Origin of the sequence: Lentzea sp. NPDC058436, assembly GCF_042721515.1 — a bacterium.
GTDB lineage: Bacteria > Actinomycetota > Actinomycetes > Mycobacteriales > Pseudonocardiaceae > Lentzea.
Genome location: NZ_JBHXLF010000028.1, coordinates 53,091 through 73,736, shown reverse-complemented (window position 1 = coordinate 73,736; position 20,646 = coordinate 53,091). Strand labels below are relative to the sequence as shown.

Sequence of the window (20,646 nt, the reverse complement as noted above, 5' to 3'; positions counted from 1 at the left end):
CCTTTGCCACCAGCACCGCTGAGGAGCACTCTGCCCGACGCCGCTCACACTTCGCTCACACCGCGATCACACACCGTCTAAACTGGCCGCGGAACCTGGGGGACCGATGCGAGCCGAGTACCGCGTGCTGGGGCCGTTGGAGGTGCTGCTCGACGGCGAGCAGGTGGCTGTGCCGGGTGGCCGGTGTCACGTGCTGCTGGCGACGTTGTTGTTGCGGCCCAACCAGTTCATCACTGTGGACGAGCTCGTGGACCACGTGTGGGACGGGGATCCTCCGTCGGCGGACCGTGCGCACAAGACGTTGCAGATGGTGGTGCGGCGGCTGAGAGTGGCGCTGGGTGCGGCGGACTGCGTGCGGACGCTTCCGGGCGGCTATCAGGCGGTGGTCGAGCCCGATCAGCTCGACCTGCTGCGGTTCCGCGCACTGGCGGGGTCGGGGGACCTCGGAGTGGCGTCGGCGCTGTGGCGCGGGCCGGTGCTGTCCAACGTCCGATCGGGAGTACTGCATCGCGGGCATGCGCAGCAGTTGGAGGGCGAGCGGCTCGTCGTGCTCGAGCGAAGGCTTGAAGCCGACCTGGACCGGGGACTCGCGGGTGAGCTGGTGGCTGAGCTGCGCTCACTGGTCACCGCACATCCGTTCCAGGAGACCTTCTGGCGCTGTTTGATGCTGGCCCTGTACCGGTCCGGGCGCCAGAGCGAGGCGCTGAAGGCCTACCAGGAGGTCAGGTCGACGCTGGCCGACGAGTTGGGCGTTGATCCCGCTCCGCCACTGCGGGAACTGCACGAGCAGATCCTTCGCGCGGACGTGCCGGACGGCGGGCGCCGGGCGGTGCCGCGGCAGTTGCCGGCGGTGGTGCGCGGCTTCGTCGGCCGCGACGACGAGATCCGCCTGCTCGACGGAGCGAGCGGTCTCACGGTCGTGCACGGAGTCGGCGGCATCGGCAAGACGGCTGTGACACTGAGGTGGGCGAGGGCCGCGCGCGACCGCTTTCCGGACGGTGACCTGTACCTGAACCTGCGAGGGTTCGATCCGGACGCCTCTCCTGTCGAGCCGGCCGCAGCGGCGGAGGTCCTGCTCATCGGTCTGGGTGTGGAGGAGGTTCCGGCGAACGCGGAGGCGCGGTTCGCGTTGCTGCGCACCGCGCTGAACGATCGGCGGCTTCTGCTCGTGCTGGACAACGCCGCATCGAGCAGACAGGTCGTGCCGTTGTTGCCGGGTGCGGCCGGAGTGCGGGTGGTGGTCACGAGCCGCAACCAGCTCCGCGCTCTCGTCTCGCGACACGGTGCGGTCGCGGTCGAGTTGCGGCAGCTCGACTTCCTCGCGGCGCGGTTGCTGCTCGCCGCTGTGCTCGGGCAGGCACGACTCGATGCCGAGTCGGACGCGGTGCTGGAACTGGTCGAGCAGTGCGGTGGGCTGCCACTGGCGTTGCGCGTCGTCGCCGAGCGCGTCGCTCGCTTCCCGGACACGTCGTTGCGGGAGTTCGTGGCGGAGTTGAAGAGCGCGCGACTCGACGCGCTGAGCGACTTCGACGACGTGGATGTGCGAACGGTGTTCAGCTGGTCGTACCGGGCGCTGGACGAGGAGTCCGCCAGGGCCTTCCGGTTGCTGGCCGTCCACTTTGGCCCGGACTTCGACGTGAGCTCGGTCGCGGCGCTGGTGGACGTGCCGATCTCCCAGGCGCGACGGCTGCTGGAGCGGCTGGTGGCCGACCACCTCGTCCACTCCCGTTCGCCGGGGCGATACGACCTGCACGACCTGCTGCGCGCCTACGCGGCCGAACTGTGCGGCGACGACGAGAAGGCGGCTTTGCGGCTGACGGAGTGGTACGTCCACACGCTGGTGAACGCCGCTCAGAGGGTGCAGGCCACGAAGCCCATGGTGCAGGCGGATGAGATCACGTCGGGTGTGACGCCGCGGGAGTTCTCGTCCGCGTTCGAAGCGATGTCGTGGGTCCGCGACGAGTGGCACAACCTCAAGGCGCTCGTGCCGGCGGCGAGCGCACGTGGCTGGACGCGGCCGGCCATGCTCGTGCCTGCTCACCTCTCCCGCTACCTCAACGTCGACACGGGACGACGGCCTGAAGCCGTCGAGCTGTTCGAACAGGTGCTGACCTTCGGCACGGACCGCGAGCAGGCGATGCTGCAGATCAAGCTGGCTTCGCTGTACAACCACTGCGCGCGGTTCGACGAGGCGTTGGACGCCTACAAGGGCGCGCTGCGGTTCGCACGCGAGTCCGGCGATCGGCGCGCGGAAGGAATGGCGCTGATGAACATGGTCGGCGTCTACGAACGCCTTGGCGACCCGGACAGCGCCCTGACCAGCAGCAGAGAAGCCTTCGCTGTGGTCATCGAGCTCGGCGAGCCGTACCTGGAATGCGCCTCGCGTGCCAACACCAGCCTGATCCTGAACGAACTCGGGCGGTACGAGGAAGCGCTGCGGGAGGTCACCGCCGCCATCGCCATCGCGGAGGACATCGGCAACGAGCACGAGTACATGTACTCGAGAATCCACACCATGTACGGCCAGTCTCTCGCTGGCGTCGGCCGGCTCGACGAGGCGGAACGGGCACTGGAGATCGCGCTCGAAGGGGCCGTCAAGTTCGGCGATCGCGAGAACGAGGGCGATGTGCTCCGCCACCTCGGCGGCGTTCTGCTGCGGCTGGAACGGCGCGACGAGGCGGCGGTCGCGTGGCGGCGCACCGCAGAGCTGTGGCGCGAACTCCGCGACGCCCGGCTCGACGAGCTGGTCGCACAGCTGGCCGAGCTGGAGGCTCGGGGATGACGGCCGAGTACCGCGTGCTGGGGCCGTTGGAGGTGCTGCTCGACGGCGAGCAGGTGGCTGTGCCGGGTGGCCGGTGTCACGTGCTGCTGGCGACGTTGTTGTTGCGGCCCAACCAGTTCATCACTGTGGACGAGCTCGTGGACCACGTGTGGGACGGGGATCCGCCGTCGGCGGACCGTGCGCACAAGACGTTGCAGATGGTGGTGCGGCGGCTGAGGGTCGCGCTGGGCGCGGCGGACTGCGTGCGCACCCGGCCCGGCGGGTACCTGGCCGAGCTCGACCCCGAGCAGCTCGACCTGTTGCGGTTCCGCGAGCTGGCGCGCTCGGGTGACTTCGGTGCCGCGTCGGCGTTGTGGCGCGGGCCCGTCCTCGGCAACGTGGCGTCGGAGCGCCTGCACCGCGACGACGTGCCGCGGCTGGTCGACGAGCGGGTCGTGGTGCTGGAGCGGCGCATCGACGCCGATCTCGACCAGGGGCTGTCGGGTGAGCTGGTGGCGGAGCTGCGGTCGCTGGTGGCCGAGCACCCGCTGCGGGAGTCGTTCTGGCGGCACCTGGTGCTCGCGCTGTACCGGTCGGGGCGGCAGGCCGAGGCGTTGCGGGCGTACCAGGAGGTCAGGGAGCAGCTGGCCGAGGAGCTCGGCGTTGATCCCGGTCCGGCGCTGCGGGAGCTGCACCAGCAGATCCTGCGCGCGGACGTCGTTCCCGGTGCCCGCCCGCAGGTGCCGCGTCAGCTGCCGGCGGCGGTGCGGAGCTTCGTCGGCCGTGGTGACGAACTGGCGCTGCTCGACAAGTCCGCCGGAGTGACGGTCGTGCACGGGGTCGGTGGCATCGGCAAGACGACGCTGGCGTTGCGCTGGGCCCACGACGGCCGCGACGACTTCCCCGACGGGGACCTCTACGTGAACCTGCGGGGGTTCGACCCGGACGGGCAGCCGGTCGATCCGGCGGCCGCGGCGGAGACGCTCCTGGTCGGACTGGGGATCGAGAAGGTCCCCGACGCCGCGGACGCGCGGTTCGCGTTGCTGCGCACCGCGTTGTCCGGCCTGCGGGTGCTGATGGTCCTGGACAACGCGGCGACGTCGCGCCAGGTGCTGCCGCTGCTGCCCGGTGCGCCCGGTGTGCGGGTCGTGATCACCAGCCGCAACCACCTCACCTCGCTCGTCTCCCGGCACGACGCGACGTCTGTCGGTCTGCGGCAGCTGGGGCCCGAGCACGCGCGGTCCCTGCTGGCCGCGGTGCTCGGCGAGGAGCGGCTCGACGCCGAACCGGAGGCCGCGCACGAGATCGTCCGCCGGTGCTCGGGGCTGCCGCTGGCGCTGAGGGTCTTCGCCGAACGGGTGTCGCGGTTCCCGGACACGTCGCTGGAGGAGTTCGTCGGCGAACTGGAGAGCGCGCGGCTCGACGCGTTGAGCGACTTCGACGACCTGGACGTGCGCGCGGTGTTCAGCTGGTCGTACCGGGCGCTGGACGACGAGTCGGCGCGCATGTTCCGGCTGCTGTCCGTGCACCCCGGCTCCGACTTCGACGTGGGCGCGGCCGCCGCGCTGGTGGGCCGGACGATCTCCGAGACCCGCGTGCTGCTGGAACGCCTGGCCGCCGACGCCCTCGTGCAGACGCGGTGGCTCGGCCGGTACTGCCTGCACGACCTGCTGCGGGCCTACGCGGCCGAGCTGTGCGGCGACGACGAGGCCGCGGCGCTGCGGATGACCGAGTGGTACCTGCACACCCTGCAGAACGCCACGGCGCACAACGGCACCAGGATCGCGGTGCTCGCGGACGAGGTGGTCTCCGGCGCGGTCCCGCAGGAGTTCTCCAGCTGGTTCGAGACGCTCATGTGGCGCCGCCAGGAGTGGGAGAACCTCAGGGCGGTCACCACCGCGGCGATCAGGCGGGGCTGGGAGCGTCCCGCCCTGCTGATCACGCTGCACCTGTTCGGGTATCTCGCCCTGCGCCCCGCCCACCGCCACGAGGCGGTCGTGCTGTTCGACGCGGTGGAGGGCTTCGGCTCGCCTCACGAGCAGGCGCTGCTGGGGCTGGAGATGGCGTCGGTCCACGAGGACGCGGGACGGCTGGACGACGCGATGGCCTGTGCCGAACGGGCTCTCGCGACCGGGCTCGACGACCACGTCCGGCTCCGGATGCGCCGAATCCGGGCACACTCGCTGGTCCGCCTCGGGAAGTACGCGGAAGCGCTGCCGGAGCTGGAGGTCCTGATCACCGAGCTGGCCGGATCCGGCGACACCGACGGCGAGGCCGGCCTGCGCGAACTGCTCGGCAGCGCACTGCTGGCGGTGGACCGCCGTGACGAGGCCGTCGTGTCGTGGCAACGCGCGATCGCTCTGTGGCGTGACATCGGCAGCGAACGGGCGGAGGAGCTGGTGGCGAGGCTGGCCGGGTTGTAGGAGCCGGGGCACGGCCGCGCTGGAAGAGGTTCTCCGCGACGGCGCCGGACCACAGCAACCCCCCAGGTGAGGGAGCCATGAACGTCGAGTACCGCGTCCTCGGGCCGGTGGAGGTGCTGCGCGACGGCGTGCCCGTGGCGGTCCCTGCCGGTCGCTGCCGGGTGCTGCTGGCGACGTTGTTGTTGCGCCCCAACCGGTTCGTGTCGGTCGACGAGCTGGTGGACCGGCTGTGGGACGGTGAGCCGCCCACGCTCGACCGTGCCCACAAGACGTTGCACATGGTCGTGCGGCGGCTGCGGATGGCGTTGGGGGACGCCAACTGCGTCCGCACGGCCACCGGGGGCTACCTGGCCGAGGTCGGCGAAGACGCCCTCGACCTGACGCGGTTCCGCCGCCTCGCCGCCGAGGGGGAGTTCGCCGCGGCGCTGGCGCACTGGCGTGGCGAGGTGGCGTCCGACGTGAACTCGCCGCACCTGCGCCGCGAGGACGTGCCACCGCTCGTCGAGGAACGGCTCGTGGTGCACGGCAGGCGCGTCGACGCCGATCTGGCACGCGGGCGCGGTGCCGGGCTGGTGGACGAGCTGACGGAGCTGACGGCGGAGCACCCGCTGCGCGAGGGGTTCTGGGCGCAGCTCGTGCAGGCGCTGCACCAGGCAGGCCGGACGGGAGAGGCGCTCGCCGCGTACGAACGGATCCGCGACCACCTCGACGACGAACTGGGCGTCGAACCCGGTCAGCCGCTGCGCGACCTGCACGCGCGGTTCCTCGACCCGGCCTCGCGGGAGGACGTGCCGCGCCGGTTGCCCGCGGTGGACGCGCACTTCGCCGGCCGGGACGCCGAACTGGAGAGGCTCACCGAGGCGGCCACGGGCGGGACCGCGGTGGTGATCACCGCGATCGACGGCGAAGGGGGGATCGGCAAGACGGCCCTGGCCGTGCGGTGGGCGCACTCGGTCGCGCAACGCTTCCCCGACGGCCAGCTGTACGCGGACCTGCGCGGCTTCGACCCGTCCGCCGATCCCGCCGCCCCCGCCGACGTGCTGGCGTCGTTCCTGGGCGCGTTCGGGGTGTCCGGCGGCAGGGTTCCCGCCGACCTGCCCGAACGCGCGGCGCTCTTCCGCAGCGTCCTCGCCGACCGCCGCGTGCTGGTGCTGCTCGACAACGCCCGCGACGTCGAGCAGGTCCGCCCGCTGCTGCCCGCCGGCCGGGGCTGCCTGGCCGTGATCACCAGCCGCAACCGGTTCACCGGGCTCGTGGTGCGCGAGGGCGCGGTGCCGGTGACGCTCGGCCTGCTCGGCGACACCGACGCCGTCGCGCTGCTCACCACCCACCTCGGCGCCGCACGCGTGGCAGCCGAACCGGACGCGGTCGCGGACCTCGTCGCGTTCTGCGGTGGCCTGCCGCTGGCCCTCGCCGTTGCCGCCTCCAGGGCCGCCGGCGACCCCGGCCTGACCCTGCGCGCGCTCGTCGGCGAACTCGCGGCGGGCCCGATGGCGCACGTGGAAGCGGTCTTCGCCGCGTCCTGCGGCCGCCTGGATCCCGGCACCGCGAGGCTCTTCCGGTTGCTCGGCCTGACGACGGGCCCCGACATCTCGCTGGACGCCGCCACCGCGCTCGACGGCCGTCGTCGCGCGGAGGTGCGCAGGTCGTTGCAAACGTTGGCACGTATGCACCTCGCGACCGAACACGCGCCGGGCCGGTACTCGTCGCACGACCTGCTGCGCGCGTACGCCCGCTCGTCGTGGGACGACGATCCGGAGCGGCTCGCGGCGGTGCGCCGCCTCCTGGAGTTCTACCTGCACTCGGTGGACGGCGCCGACGAGTTGTTGCGCCCCAGCCGGTTGGACGTCGCGCTGAGCCCGTTGCCCGACGAGGTGCGGCCGGTGCTGTTCGACGACCCGGCGGCGGCCGCGGCCTGGTGCGAGACCGAGCACGAGAACCTCCTGGCCGTCGTCCGCCTCGCCGGTGACCACGGCCTGCACCAGCACGCCTGGCAGCTCGCGACGGTCATGTTCGGCTACCTCTACCTGCGCGGGCGCCCGTCCGAACGGATCGAGCTGACCCACGTCGCCCTCGCGGCCGCCAGGGCGAGCGGGGACAGGTACGCCGAGGGCGTCACGCTGCACTCGCTCGCCAACGCGCTGACGGCGCTGGGCGACTTCGCCGCCGCAGATGGCCACTACGCGGAGGCGCTGCGGGCCCGCGAGGAGATCGGTCACCTGCACGGCATCGCCGTCACCCTCGACCAGTGGGCCATCAACCACGCGCTCAGCGGTGACCTGGAACGGGCGAGGGTCCTGCACGAGCGCGCCATCGCGAAGCGCGAGGAGCAGGGTTCGCCGTCCGGCCTGGCCATCGCGCTGAACAACTACTCCATGACGTTGCTGGCCCTGGAGGAGTTCGACGCCGCCCTGACGGCGAACGACGAGGCCAGCGCGGTCGTGGCGAAGGCGGGACTGACCGACCTCGTTGCATCCACATTGGACACTCGTGGTCTGCTGCACCTGGAACGCGGTCACCTCGACGAGGCGGTCGAGGTGTTCGGGCGCGTGCTCGCCCTGCCCGGTGATCAGCTGCCGGACGCGATCAGGACCGTGACACTGGAGAACCTCGCCGACGCGCACGCCCGTGCCGGACGAGCGAAGGACGCCGTCGCGGCGTTGGAGGAAGCCCTGCTGGTGCGCGAGGAACTGGGCAACGAGAAGGCCGCGGAGAAGCTGCGGGCCCGGATCGCCGAGTTGGAGGACTGATCGTGCACGTCGAGTTCCGGGTGCTCGGCCCGCTGGAGGTGCTCGCCGACGGCGTCCCGGTGCCGGTGCCGGCCGGGCGCGTGCGGACGCTGCTGGCGACCTTGTTGTTGCGCCCCAACCAGTTCGTCCCGGTCGACGAACTGGTCGAGCGGCTGTGGGACGGCGAACCGCCGACGGCCGACCGCGCGCACAAGACGTTGCAGATGGTCGTGGCCCGCCTGCGCAGGTCGCTCGGCGCCGCGAACCGCGTGCGCACCCTGCCGGGCGGCTACCGGTTCGACGCCGGGCCGGACGAGCTGGACCTGCTGCGGTTCCGCGCGATGGTGGCGTCGCAGGACTTCACGACCGCCACGTCGCTGTGGCGTGGTCCGGTGCTGGGCGACGTCGCCTCGGACGCGCTGCACCGCGAGGACGTGCCGGGACTGGAGGTGGAACGGCTCGACGCGCTGGAGTCCCGCATCGGTGCCGACCTGCACCGCGGCCTCGGCAGGGAGCTCGTCGCGGAGCTGAGGTCGCTGGTCTCCGAGCACCCGTTGCGCGAGTCGTTCTGGCGGCAGCTGATGCTCGCGCTGTGCCGTGCGGGCCAGCAGGCCGAGGCGCTCGCGGCCTACCAGCGGGTGCGCGAGAAGCTCGCGGACGAGCTCGGTGTCGACCCCGGCGCGGCGCTGCGCGAGCTGCACCAGCAGATCCTGCGCGGCGAGGTTCCCGCGGGCGGGCGTCAGGTGCCTCGTCAGCTGCCCGCCGGCGTCCGCAACTTCGTCGGCCGAGACGACGAGCTCGGCCTGCTCGGACGCGCGGGCGGTGTCACCGTCGTGCACGGCGTGGGCGGCGTCGGGAAGACCGCGCTGGCACTGCGCTGGGCGCGTGAGGCGCGGGACGACTTCCCCGACGGGGACCTGTACCTCGACCTGCGCGGGTTCGACCCGGAGGCGCAGCCCGTCGACCCGGCGGCCGCGGCGGAGACGCTCCTGGTCGGACTGGGGGTCGAGAAGGTCCCCGCCGCCGCGGACGCGCGGTTCGCGTTGCTGCGCACCACCCTCGTCGACCGGCGGATGGTGCTGGTGCTCGACAACGCCGCCGCGCCCCGCCAGGTGCTGCCGCTGCTGCCCGGTGCGGCAGGCGTCCGGGTCGTGATCACCAGCCGCAACCAGTTCCGCGCGCTGGTCTCGCGGCACGACGCCACGTCGATCGCGCTGCGGCAGCTGGGACTCGGCGCGGCGCTGGAACTGCTCGCGGCCGTGCTCGGCACCGGGCGGCTCGACGCCGAACCGGACGCGGCGCGCGACATCGTCGAGCGGTGCGCGGGACTTCCGCTGGCGCTGAGGGTGTTCGCGGAACGGGTCGCGCGCTTCCCCGGCGTGTCGCTGCGGGAGTTCGTGGCGGAGCTGGACGAGGCACGGCTCGACGCGCTGACCGACTACGACGACGTCGACGTGCGCGCGGTGTTCTCGTGGTCCTACCGGGCGCTGGACGCGGAGTCGGCGCGGATGTTCCGGCTGCTGTCCGTGCACCCCGGCGTGGACCTCGACGTCAACGCGGCCGCCGCGCTCGCCGGTGTCTCCGCTGCTCAGGCCCGCCGGCTGCTGGAACGGCTGGTCGCGGACCACCTGGTGCAGTCGCGCACCCCCGGCCGGTACGACCTGCACGACCTGTTGCGCGCCTACGCGGCGGAGCTGTGCGGCGACGACGAGGAAGCCGCGCTGCGGCTCACCGAGTGGTACGTCCACACGCTGGAGAACGCGACCTCCCGAGACAGCGCGCGGATGGTCCTGCGCGCCGGCCCGGTGACGTCCGGTGTCGTGCCGCAGGACTTCCCGTCGTGGCACGCCACGCAGAGGTGGCGCCGCGAGGAGTGGCCCAACCTCAGAGCGATCGCGTTCGCGGCGATCGCGAGGGGCTGGCAGCGGCAGGCCATGCTGATCCCGGTCCACCTGCTCAGCCACCTCGTCATCGACCACACCCACCGGCACGACGCGGTCGAGCTGTTCGAGACGGTGCAGGGGGTCGGCACCGCGCACGAGCAGGGGATCGCGCGCACCAAGCTGGCGGTCCTCTACGAGCTGATCGGTCGCACGGACGACTCCCTGCGCAGCTTCGAGATCGGCCTGCCGCTGGTGCGGGCGGAGGGCGAACCGGTCTCGGTGGCCGGGGTGCTGGGCAACATCTCCAAGCTCTACAGCACGCTCGGGCGCAGCGAGGAGGCGGAGACGTACCTGCGCGAGTGCCTCGCCATCGCGGTCGAGATCGGCGACGTCAACCTCCAGATCATCTCCCGCTGCAACCTCGCCAGCCGGTTCAACCGCGCCGAGCAGTGGGAGAAGGCGCTGCGGGAGACCGAGCTCGCCGCGCCGCTGGCCGCGCGGCACGGTGACGAGTTCCTCGCGATCCGGGTTCGCGCCTACCGCGCGGCGGCGCTCGCGGGCTGGGGCAGGTACACCGAGGCGGAACCGGAGCTGCGGGCGGTCGTGGAGTTCATGAGGGGCGTCGGCGACACCGACGGCGTGACCGACGGGCTGGGACTGATCGGTGACGTGCTGGTCGGCCAGGACAGGCTCGACGAGGCCGCGGCGGCCTGGCAGGAAGCGGTCGACATCCACCGGTCGAGGAACGACCCGCGGGCGGAGGTGGTGGCCGCACGCGTGGCCGCCCTGGGCCGGACGAGTTGAGGCGACTCTCGTCATCCATGTCGTTCAAGCCGGTCATATCGGGTAAGCATGTGCGCGGAAGAGGGGAAGGTGCATGAGCCTGCACGTCGCGGTCGACTTCGGCACGTCGAGCACCTGCGTCGCGATCTCCGCGCACGGGCGGGAGCCGCAGGTCGTCGTGTTCGACGGCCAGCCGCTGGTGCCGTCCGCCGTGTTCGCCGCCGCCGACGGCACGCTGTTCGTCGGTCAGGAGGCCGAACGCCAGGCAGCCGTCGACCCCGCCCGGTACGAGCCGCACCCGAAGCGCCGTGTCGACGAGGGGGAGTTGCTGCTCGGTAGCACCGTGCTGCCCGTTGTGGACGTTGTGCGCGCGGTGCTGGCACGAGCCGTGGGTGAGGCACGGCGCGTTGGTGGCGGTGCGCCTGTCGACCTTCTCGTCCTCACCCACCCCGCGGACTGGGGCACGGTCCGCACGCGCGTCCTGCTGCAGGCAGCCCGCGGTCTCGGCCGCGAGGTCGTGCTGGTGCCCGAACCCGTCGCCGCCGCCGTCTTCCACTCCGCGAGCCACTCCATTCCGGACGGTGCCGCGCTCGCCGTGCTCGACCTCGGTGGCGGCACGGTCGACGCCAGCGTCGTGGCGCGGGCGGGCAAGAGCTTCCGGGTGCTGTCCGCGAAGGGCGACCCGAGCTTCGGCGGCGCCGACATCGACCAGGCGTTGCTGGAGCACGTGGGCGGGCTGGTGGCGGCCAAGGACCCCGAGGCGTGGCGGCAGCTCGTCGAGGGCCGTGAGATGGCCGACCGGCGCAAGCGGCGGGTGCTGCGGCAGGACGTGCGCGGCGCCAAGGAGACGTTGTCCCGGCACGCCTACACCGACGTGCCGATGCCGCCGCCGTTCCCCGACGCCCACGTGACGAGGTCGGACCTGGAGCAGCTGATCAGCGCTCCGCTGAGCCGGGCGGCGGGACTGGCGGCCTCCGCCGTGCGCGACGCCGGTCTCGCGCCCCAGCAGCTCGCAGGGGTGTTCCTGGTCGGCGGGTCGAGCAGGATCCCGCTCGTCGCGCGCATGGTGCACGACCAGGTCCGGATCGTGCCGACGAGCATCGACCAGCCGGAGACGGTGGTGGCCCGCGGCGCGTTGCGGGCGGTCAGCCTCGACCCGGAACGGACAGGGGGCGTCGCGCAGCAGTCCTCCGGCGCCTCGGGTGAGGTGACTCACAACATCCGCGTCGGCGAGGAGACCACCCGCAAGATCACCCGCCGGATCGCGCCCCCGCCGCCGGGGCAGTTCCCCGTCTCGTTCCCGGTGACCTCACCGCAGCCACCTCAGAAGAGGAGCAGGACGCCGCTGTTCGTCGCGATCGGTGTCGTGGTCGTGCTGGCGGCGGCCGGCGTCGGCGCCTACTTCTGGTTCAAGCCGAAGGGCACCCAGGAGCAGCCGGCGCCCACCGGTGCCCAGATCGCCGTCTACGACTACAGCTTCACCCGTCCGGACGGGTGGGAGCAGACGGGCGGCGCCGCCGCGAACCGGCAGGTGCTTTTGCAACCGATTGAGCGCAAGAATTCCGATAGCAAACAACCGGAAGCGCGAATTGCTGTGCAGGAGCAAACTCTTGAGTACAACAGCGATCGTGATCGCACTCGCGCGCTGAACGAGTTGAAGAACACCTATCAGCAACGCAAGGACAAAGGCGATGAGGTCGACGCCTTCGCCGAAGACACCACATTCGCGGGCAAGTCCGTTGTTCACTATCGCGAAGTGGTCGAGTCGACCGAGGTCGAGTGGTACATCCAGTTCGCGGGAGAGGCCCAGGTGAGCGTGGGCTGCCAGGCGACGGAGGTCACGAAGGGCCAGGTCCGGGCCGCCTGCGAGCAGATCGTCCGCTCGCTCGTCATCAAGTAGCAGCCGCAACGTCAGGGAGTCGCCGATGTTCGCCACCGAGGTCCTCGCCCGGTTCCGCGCCGAGGTCGGAGCGGCGGTCACCCGCGCCCGCCGCGCGTCGGGTGAGATCGGTGAACGCAATGCCAAGCTGCGGGAACGCACGCGTGACCTCGCGGTGCAGGCGCGTGAGCGCGGGGCGTCCCCCGGTGCCCAAGCGACGCCGTCCGACGTCCAGGAGGCCGCGAAGGGGTTCCGGGTGGAGCGGGGACTGGCCGTCGAGCGGGTGCCGGACGCCGCCGAGCTCACCGCGCCCGCTCCAGTTGAGACACCACCGGCCACTCTCGGTTCCTCGGCCGTCGCCGGTCCGAGTGGCCAGCTTCCCCGTGTGAGTGACGATGACGAGGACTTTTCGCAGTCGCGAATCCTCTACTGAGATGGCGGTTTCACCCGGTGCCGTTTACTAGCGCAACTACTTCGAAAGAAGTCGCGACAGGACGGAACCGGCGTGGCAGGGTCATGCGTCGGAAGAGGCGTACCAACCAAGAAGTACGACCTGAAGTTCTCTGAAGGGGGCATCTCCAATGGCATTGACCGTTACCGCTGCCGAGCTCGACGCGCTGGCGAAGCGCATCATCAGCGTCGACGAAGAGACGCAGGGCACGCTTCGCACCGTGCAGAACGCCGTCGACCAGGTTTCGTCCACCTGGAAGGGCGAGGCGCAGCAGGCCTTCTCCAACCTGATGAGCCGCTTCCACGACGACGCCCGCAAGCTGCAGGAGGCGCTGCGCAGCATCGCCGAGCAGATCGCGTCGTCCGCGGACGTCTACGCCCGCCAGGAAGAGGACAACAAGTCCTCCATCGGTGGTCTCGCCGGTCGCCTCCAGGGCTGATTCGCCGAGTTCAGCTCGACCAGCTCTGCCACGCACTTTCCGAATCGCTAGAACTCCAGGGGAGATGAAATGCTGCAGGTTACGTTCGCCGAGATCACGCAGGCTTCCAGCACGATCAACAGCTCGGCCACCCAGATCGAGGGCCAGCTGGGCGACCTCAAGTCCGAGGTGACGAAGACCCTCGCCGGCTACGAGGGTGACGCCCGCGAGCGCTACGAAGAGGCGCAGCGCAAGTGGGACCAGGCCGCCGCGGACCTCCAGGCCGTGCTCGCCGCCATCGGTACCGCCGTCGGCCAGGCCGGCGAGGCGTACGAGGCCGCTGAGAAGCAGAACGCCAACCGCTGGTAAGTCTGCTCGGCTTCAGCAAGACCTTTCGCGAGCCCCGGAACCACGTGGTCCGGGGCTCGCGTACGTCCGAGGGCAGGCGCTTCGGAGGACCCGTTTTGGTCCCCGCGCCACCCATCCGGTATCTTCTGACGTTGTTGTGCGGTAGCTGGCGCCCATGTGTGCCGCGCCTGTCTCGGAACCACCGCTTGGCAAGTCCAAGATCGGTCTGGGGCAACCGCCGCAGTGACCCCAGACGCAAGTGACGACGAGGTAGATCCGTGCGCACGTACAGCCCGAAGCCCGGTGAGGTGACCCGCACCTGGCACGTGATCGACGCCCAGGACGTGGTGCTCGGCCGGCTCGCCACCCAGGCCGCGACGCTGCTGCGCGGCAAGCACAAGCCGACTTATGCGCCTCACGTTGACACTGGTGACTTCGTTGTCATCATCAACGCTGACAAGGTCGCCCTGACGGGCGCCAAGCGCGACCAGGCGTTCCAGTACCGCCACTCCGGCTTCCCCGGTGGTCTGCGCAAGCAGTCCTTCGGCGAGGTCCTGGACACCCGTCCGGACCGCCTGGTGGAGAAGGCGATCAAGGGCATGCTGCCCAAGAACCGCCTGGGCCGTCAGATCGCGAACAAGCTCAAGGTCTACAGCGGCCCGAGCCACCCGCACGAGGCGCAGCAGCCGCAGGCCTTCGAGATCAAGAAGATCGCCCAGTGAGCGACGAGTACACCGAGGAAGTTCCTGTGACCACCCCTGAGAACGAGACCCCTGAGGTCGAGACCCCCGAGGTCGAGGCCGAGGTTGTCGAGGCCGAGGTCGTCGACGCTCCTGAGGTCGAAGCTGTCGAGGCCGACGCTTCCGACGACGCCGAGGGTGAGGTCGTCGAAGAGACGTCCGCACCGGTGGTCGCCCCCGCGCTGAACGGTGCCGCGCACCTCGCGCAGACCGTCGGTCGCCGCAAGGAGGCCGTCGTCCGCGTCCGCCTCGTGCCCGGCACCGGCAAGTTCACGCTGAACGGCAAGACCCTCGAGGCCTACTTCCCGAACAAGGTGCACCAGCAGCTCATCCGTGAGCCGCTCGTCACCACGGAGAAGCCCGAGACCTTCGACGTGATCGCCAACCTGCGTGGCGGCGGCATCACCGGCCAGGCCGGTGCGCTGCGTCTCGCCATCGCGCGTGCGCTGATCGCCGTCGACTCCGAGGACCGCCCGGTTCTGAAGAAGGCCGGCTTCCTCACCCGTGACCCGAGGGTCAAGGAGCGCAAGAAGTACGGTCTGAAGAAGGCCCGCAAGGCGCCTCAGTACTCCAAGCGCTGATGCTCCGCCGCGGAGCGAGCCGTGTCTGCGTTCGTCGGACCCTGGCTCTTCCGCGGTGACTGCGGGGACACCCCCGCAGCCCGAGCGTCATCAGTTGTACCTGCGGGAGCAGCAGTTCACACCGAACTGCTGCTCCCGCAGTGTTTTTCCGGGGTTTTTCCGGTCTGTCCCCGCCGCCTCGCAGTGTCCACATCGGAGGTTCCATGGCCCGCCTGTTCGGCACAGACGGAGTACGCGGTCTCGCCAACGCCGATCTCACCCCCGAGCTCGCGATGTCCGTCGCCGCCGCGGCGGCACGGGTGCTCGCCGAGCACGACCGCTCGCACCGTCCGGTCGCCGTCGTCGGCCGCGACCCCAGGGCGAGCAGTGAGATGCTCGACGCCGCGGTCACCGCGGGCCTCACGTCGGCCGGTGCGGACGTGCTGCGCGTCGGTGCCCTGCCCACGCCCGCGGTCGCGCACCTGGTCGCCACCCTCGGCGCCGACATCGGCGTGATGATCTCCGCGTCGCACAACTCGATGCCGGACAACGGGATCAAGCTCTTCGCCGCCGGCGGCCACAAGCTGCCCGACTCGGTCGAGGACGAGATCGAGCAGCACATGGGCGTCGGGTTCGACCGCCCCACGGGCGCTTCCATCGGCCGGGTGCGCGACGTCCCCGACGCCGAGACCCAGTACGTCGAGCACCTGCTCAAGGTCACTCCGCACCGCCTCGACGGCCTCAAGGTCGTGGTGGACTGCGCGAACGGTGCCGCGTCGGTGGCCGCACCGGACGCGTACCGCCGCGCGGGGGCCGAGGTGATCGCGATCAACGCGAACCCGGACGGCCTCAACATCAACGACGGCTGTGGTTCCACCCACATCGACGTCGTGGCCGCCGCCGTCCGCGAGCACGGCGCCGACCTCGGCATCGCGCACGACGGAGACGCCGACCGCTGCCTGGCCGTGGACGCCAACGGCGAACCGGTCGACGGCGACCAGATCCTCGCCGTCCTCGCGATCGCGATGCGCGACGCGGGCGAACTGGCGGAGGACACGCTCGTTGCCACCGTGATGAGCAACCTGGGCCTGCACATCGCCATGCGCGAGTCCAAGATCGAGCTGCGCACCACCGCCGTCGGCGACCGCTACGTGCTGCAGGAGCTCAAGGCCCGCGGCTACTCGCTCGGGGGCGAGCAGTCCGGCCACGTCGTCCTGCCCGCGCACGCCACCACCGGCGACGGCCTGCTCACCGCGCTGCGCCTGATGGCCCGCATGGCGGAGACCGGCAAGTCGCTCGCCGACCTCGCCTCGGTGATGCGCCGCCTGCCGCAGGTCCTGATCAACGTGAAGGTCACCGACAAGGCGGCCGTCGCCCAGGCGTCGTCGGTCAGCCAGGCCGTGGCCGAGGTCGAGGCGGAGCTCGGCGACACCGGCCGAGTGCTGCTCCGCCCGTCCGGCACCGAGCAGCTCGTGCGCGTGATGGTCGAGGCCACGAGCCACGAACAGGCCGAGTCGGCCGCGCAACGCCTGGCGGGTGTGGTTTCCTCGGTGCGCTGAGGACAGAAGGGGGCTGGGGATGACCGTGTTGATGCTGCTCGTACTCCTGGTGCTGCTGGGAGGCGCGATCGCGGTGGTCGTCGCCGTGGTGGTGACGTCGAAGCGCAAACCCGTCGCCCAGCCCCCGTTCCCGCCCGGTCACGGGCACCCGCAGCCGTACCCGCCGCAGGGTTTTCCGCCGCAGGGTTTCCCACAGCAGCAGCCGTACCCGCAGCAGGGGTACGCCCCGCAGGCGTACCCGCAGCAGTCGCCTCCGCCCGGCCAGCAGCCGCCCGCCGGCCACGTCTGACGCGCCACCGGATCGCCCACCGGCCGTCCACTCGGGACCATCCCCGCGCCGCTCGCGCCTGCCCACGCCTGCCGGAGCCCGCTCGCGCCGTCTCGCGCCGCTCGTACCCGAGCCCCCACCGACCGGGCGCCACCCGATCAGTGATGATCATCAGCAGCCTGGTCCGAATGGCTGTTTACTAAGGCAACCGACATCGTCGAGCTCCGGTCACCGCGTCACGGGAGCTGGCACTGTATGGCGGAACCCGATGAGACCGAATTGCGTCAGATCGGGGACAAGGGGAGGCGAGCGATGTCCGGGTTCGGCGTACAGTCCGGCGATTTGACCAAGGCAGCGGGGACTTACGAGGCAGAGGGATCAGCACTGGTCCAGATGAAGCCCTCGGTCGTGCCGGGCGTGGGAGCCGGGCAGGTGGGCCGCAAGTTCCAGGGTGTCGCCGCCCAGTACAAGACCTTCTTCGACCAGTTCGGCACGAGCCTGGAGAAGTTCGGCAAGGAGGCGACCGGCATCGCCACGCGCCTGAAGGACGTCGCCAAGACGTACGAGTCGAACGAGGCGCAGACCTCGGGTCAGTTCAAGGGGTAACGAGTCGTGGCTGACCAGACCGAGATCAAGAAGCTCCTCGACGACCCGAACGTCACTCCGGAGACCAAGAAGCAGCTCGTGCGCGCCCTCGCCGGCGCCGGCGCTCCCCAGGAAGAGGTCGAGCGCTACGGCAAGGCGAACGGTGTCGACGTCCCCGACGACCCGAGCGTGGGCGACCACGTGGTGGGCGTGGTCCTCGCGCCGCTGACGCTCGGCCTCAGCGAGGGCAACAACATCCGCAAGGAAGCCCAGCACGCCGCCTTCACGATGGAGGGCGACGACGCGGACGACCTCGTCAAGAAGGCGGGCGAGGAACGCGAGCTCGGCGCCACGCAGAAGGTCCTGAACGAGCAGGGCGACGTTCCGAACAGCAACACGCTGCTCGACGCCGGCGCCCCCGGTCTCAGGTTCTTCGAGAAGTTCATCCCCGTCTACGCCAAGGCCGCGCCGGCCTGCGGGCACCAGGGTGCCGCCCCGAACCTCGAGGGCGACATCTACCGCAAGTACGACGAGGTCCGCGACATCGACTTCGCGAAGTTCCGCGAGGACGCGCACAAGATCACCGAGAACGTGAAGAAGGCGGAGGCGCACGACAACGCGCTGGGTTCCGCCTGGAACGGGCTCGGCTCCTGGGAGGGCCCCGCGGCCGAGGCCGCGCGCGGCTACCACGACAAGTTCGCGACCACCTCCAAGACGTTCGTGCAGACCGCGGGCAAGGGGCCCGGTGCGATCACCGGCGGCGTCGCGAACATGCAGAAGCACGTCAAGGAGTTCGCGCAGCAGATCCACGACCAGTACTCGGAGAAGTGCGGCGGTCTGACGGTCGAGGAGGCCGAGACCGCGATCCGCCACGCGAACGGCGACCTCTTCGAGAACGACGGCGGCATCCTCGACTGGCTCGGCGGTGTGCCGAACGCGGTCTTCGGCGGCGTGCTCGGCGCGGTCTGCGGCGGCCCGCTGGGCATGCTCGCCGGCCTGGGCTGGGGCAGTTGGATCTCCAGCACCCGCGAGAACATCATCAACAACGCCAAGGAGAAGCTGAAGGCTCTCTGCCAGGAGTTCGACGGCAAGAAGAAGGCGTTCGACGGCTACTGCCAGGCGGTGCAGACCGGTGTGGACGGCGACTACAAGGCCATGTTCACCGGCATGACCGAGGCGTTCGGCAACGACCCGTTCGGCAAGGTCGGCGACCCGCCCCCGTTCGCGGAGCAGGGCGGCGACCGCAAGAAGGTCGACAACGGCGGCGGTGGTGGCGGCAGCCCGAGTGGCGGCGGCGGTCCCAGCGGCGGTGGTGGCCCGAGCGGTGGCGGCGGTGGTGGCGCGCCGGAGATGCCGAAGCCGGAGAACCCGCTCGACAAGGACGGCGACGGCAAGCCGGACGTCCCCGGTGACACCGACGGTGACGGCAAGCCCGACGACCTCGACGGCGACGGCAAGCCCGACGAGCCGAAGCCGGAGGAGAAGCTCGAGACCGTCACGGTCACGGCCGGCGACAACACGATCAAGGTCACGGAGCCCGACTCGAACGGGCACGTGAAGATGACGATCGACACGCCGAAGGGCGAGCCGAAGACCTACGACCTCGACTTCAGCAAGAACCCCGAGGCCGCCAAGGCCCTCATGGGGCAGAACGGCACGCAGGCCATCACGAACATGGCCAACCAGCTCACCGCCTCGAACCCGACGGCGGGCGGGCAGACGCCGGCCGCGGGTGGCACGCCCGCACCCGGTGGCGGCGCGGCGCCGAACGCGGGCCCGCTCGGGTCGGAGTCGAACCCCATCCCCGTCGAGGTCGGCGAGGACGGCAAGATCCACATCGAGCAGGACGGCGTCAACTTCACCGCCGAGGTCGACACCGAGACCGGTCAGATCAACCTGACCGCCGACGACGGCGACGGCACGCCCGACAAGATCGGCGTCGGCTTCGGCGAGGACGAGAACCCTGCCGCGCAGGGCCCCGGCGGTGGCGGCTCCGACGGTGCCCGGCTGGAGGACGGCCTCCGCACGCCGGAGTCCGACTTCCCGCAGGCGGTCGAGGACGTCAGGACCATGCCGGCCGAGGCCGAGGCCCGGCCGATGCCCGCACCCGCCGAGTTCCAGACGATGCCCGCTCCGGCAGGCGACCAGGTCTGGAGCCCGCCGGGCGAGGCCGCGCCGAACGTGGCCGAGCGCTTCCAGGACTCCATGGCCCGCAGCTACATCGAGGACAACGGCATCATGCCGAGCCTCGGCGAGCCCCGGATCTCCGCGGAGAGCCCGCAGTTCGCCCAGGCCTCGGACAGCACCTCGACGTCCGGCGTCTCGTTCACGAGCGGCAGCGGCGGCGGGGAGTCGGTGCTCGGCGGTTCGAACGCCGACAGCGCGTGGAGCAGCCCGAACTCCAGCGACGGCAACGGCGGCTCGTTCAACACGAACGCGTCCGAGGCGGGCCAGCCGGGTTCCGCGAACCTGCCGTCCATGCAGGACGCCAACGGCCAGGCGCCGTCCGGTGCGTCGTCCGGCGGCATGATGGGCGGCGGCGGGATGATGGGTGGCGGCATGGCGGGTGGCGGAGCCGGTGGCCAGCAGGGCGGCGACTCCGAGCGCGGGGCCAGCCAGTGGCGCACCACGGGCACGTTGTTCGACGAGGACAACAGCAACCCGTTGAGCGCCATGCAGACCACGCTGGGTGAAGACCGAGGAGAGGCCGCCAACCCATGGCGATGATCGGGGAAGTGGACCCGCGCGTCCAGGCGCTGTTCGACGAGAACCTCGCGAAGACGCACCGCGCCACGGCCGAGGTCTCGGCGGAGCTGAAGGCGAACCAGGACAGGGTGGCCGCGGACGTCGCGGCCCGCGAGGACAAGCAGCAGCGCGACCTCTCCGCGGCGCGCGAGGCCGCCGAGAACATCGTCAAGCAGGGCGAGAAGCAGCAGCCGCGCAAGCCGCAGTGGGAACGCCCCGAGCGGGGCGCCGGAGAGATGGCGTTCGGCCCGGAGGACGACGACGGTGGCTACGCGCCGCAGACGTCCGCTCCGCAGGCCGTCGCGCCGCCTCTTCCGCCGCCTCCACCACCGGTCGTGCCGCCTCCGCCGGTGCATCGCCGCCGGCCTGCGCCGGTGGACGACGATGACGACCTGAGCGGCCAGACCTGGCTCAGCTGACGGGAGTGCGCGCCCGGCACCCGTCGTGGTGCCGGTGCGGTCACATCCGGCTCAGCCGACCCGATTCACGACGAGAGGCCCGCACCGACTCCGGT

At 71.1% G+C, this 20,646-nt stretch carries 15 protein-coding genes; all 15 read left to right on the top strand.

Annotation, left to right across the window (positions count from 1 at the left end):
- The first annotated feature begins 106 nt into the window (after positions 1-106).
- The 15 genes from ACFWN2_RS42730 to ACFWN2_RS42660 all read left to right on the top strand — a co-directional run bounded on the left by ACFWN2_RS42730 (position 107) and on the right by ACFWN2_RS42660 (position 20,551).
- Positions 107-2,782 carry a BTAD domain-containing putative transcriptional regulator gene (locus ACFWN2_RS42730; protein ID WP_382436373.1) on the top strand — a complete coding sequence of 892 codons (2,676 nt, stop codon included), beginning with the start codon at positions 107-109 and terminating at the stop codon, positions 2,780-2,782.
- A complete protein-coding gene (locus ACFWN2_RS42725) occupies positions 2,779-5,184 on the top strand; it encodes a BTAD domain-containing putative transcriptional regulator (RefSeq protein WP_382436372.1) in 2,406 nt (801 codons plus the stop codon). The genes ACFWN2_RS42730 and ACFWN2_RS42725 overlap by 4 nt, the downstream gene beginning before the upstream one ends.
- 77 nt (positions 5,185-5,261) lie before the next feature.
- The gene (locus ACFWN2_RS42720) at positions 5,262-7,934 is read left to right on the top strand and encodes a BTAD domain-containing putative transcriptional regulator (protein WP_382436371.1); all 2,673 of its coding nucleotides are present in this window, start codon (positions 5,262-5,264) and stop codon (positions 7,932-7,934) included.
- A gap of 2 nt (positions 7,935-7,936) precedes the next feature.
- On the top strand, positions 7,937-10,600 hold the full coding sequence (locus ACFWN2_RS42715) for a BTAD domain-containing putative transcriptional regulator (RefSeq protein WP_382436370.1): 2,664 nt from the start codon (positions 7,937-7,939) through the stop codon (positions 10,598-10,600).
- 73 nt (positions 10,601-10,673) lie between these two features.
- Positions 10,674-12,479 (top strand): type VII secretion-associated protein, encoded by a 1,806-nt coding sequence (locus tag ACFWN2_RS42710; protein WP_382436369.1) that lies wholly within the window; start codon positions 10,674-10,676, stop codon positions 12,477-12,479.
- Between the two features lie 25 nt (positions 12,480-12,504).
- Complete coding sequence (locus ACFWN2_RS42705) at positions 12,505-12,891, top strand: hypothetical protein (RefSeq protein WP_382436368.1); 387 nt, start codon at positions 12,505-12,507, stop codon at positions 12,889-12,891.
- A gap of 148 nt (positions 12,892-13,039) precedes the next feature.
- Complete coding sequence (locus ACFWN2_RS42700; RefSeq protein WP_382436367.1) at positions 13,040-13,348, top strand: WXG100 family type VII secretion target; 309 nt, start codon at positions 13,040-13,042, stop codon at positions 13,346-13,348.
- 69 nt (positions 13,349-13,417) lie between these two features.
- A complete protein-coding gene (locus ACFWN2_RS42695) occupies positions 13,418-13,696 on the top strand; it encodes a WXG100 family type VII secretion target (RefSeq protein ID WP_382436365.1) in 279 nt (92 codons plus the stop codon).
- A 257-nt stretch (positions 13,697-13,953) separates the two neighbouring features.
- On the top strand, positions 13,954-14,397 hold the full coding sequence (rplM, locus tag ACFWN2_RS42690; protein ID WP_382436364.1) for a 50S ribosomal protein L13: 444 nt from the start codon (positions 13,954-13,956) through the stop codon (positions 14,395-14,397).
- 26 nt (positions 14,398-14,423) lie between these two features.
- On the top strand, positions 14,424-14,996 hold the full coding sequence (gene rpsI / locus ACFWN2_RS42685) for a 30S ribosomal protein S9 (RefSeq protein ID WP_382436362.1): 573 nt from the start codon (positions 14,424-14,426) through the stop codon (positions 14,994-14,996).
- A gap of 203 nt (positions 14,997-15,199) precedes the next feature.
- Positions 15,200-16,534, top strand: coding sequence for a phosphoglucosamine mutase (gene glmM / locus ACFWN2_RS42680; protein ID WP_382436361.1), 1,335 nt, complete (start codon positions 15,200-15,202; stop codon positions 16,532-16,534).
- A gap of 19 nt (positions 16,535-16,553) precedes the next feature.
- Positions 16,554-16,823 carry a hypothetical protein gene (locus ACFWN2_RS42675; RefSeq protein ID WP_382436360.1) on the top strand — a complete coding sequence of 90 codons (270 nt, stop codon included), beginning with the start codon at positions 16,554-16,556 and terminating at the stop codon, positions 16,821-16,823.
- 321 nt (positions 16,824-17,144) lie between these two features.
- Positions 17,145-17,408 carry a hypothetical protein gene (locus ACFWN2_RS42670; RefSeq protein ID WP_382436359.1) on the top strand — a complete coding sequence of 88 codons (264 nt, stop codon included), beginning with the start codon at positions 17,145-17,147 and terminating at the stop codon, positions 17,406-17,408.
- Positions 17,409-17,414: 6 nt separating this feature from the next.
- A complete protein-coding gene (locus ACFWN2_RS42665) occupies positions 17,415-20,114 on the top strand; it encodes a hypothetical protein (RefSeq protein ID WP_382436358.1) in 2,700 nt (899 codons plus the stop codon).
- Positions 20,105-20,551, top strand: a complete 447-nt coding sequence (locus ACFWN2_RS42660; RefSeq protein ID WP_382436357.1) for a hypothetical protein — start codon at positions 20,105-20,107, stop codon at positions 20,549-20,551. The genes ACFWN2_RS42665 and ACFWN2_RS42660 overlap by 10 nt, the downstream gene beginning before the upstream one ends.
- Positions 20,552-20,646 lie beyond the last annotated feature (95 nt).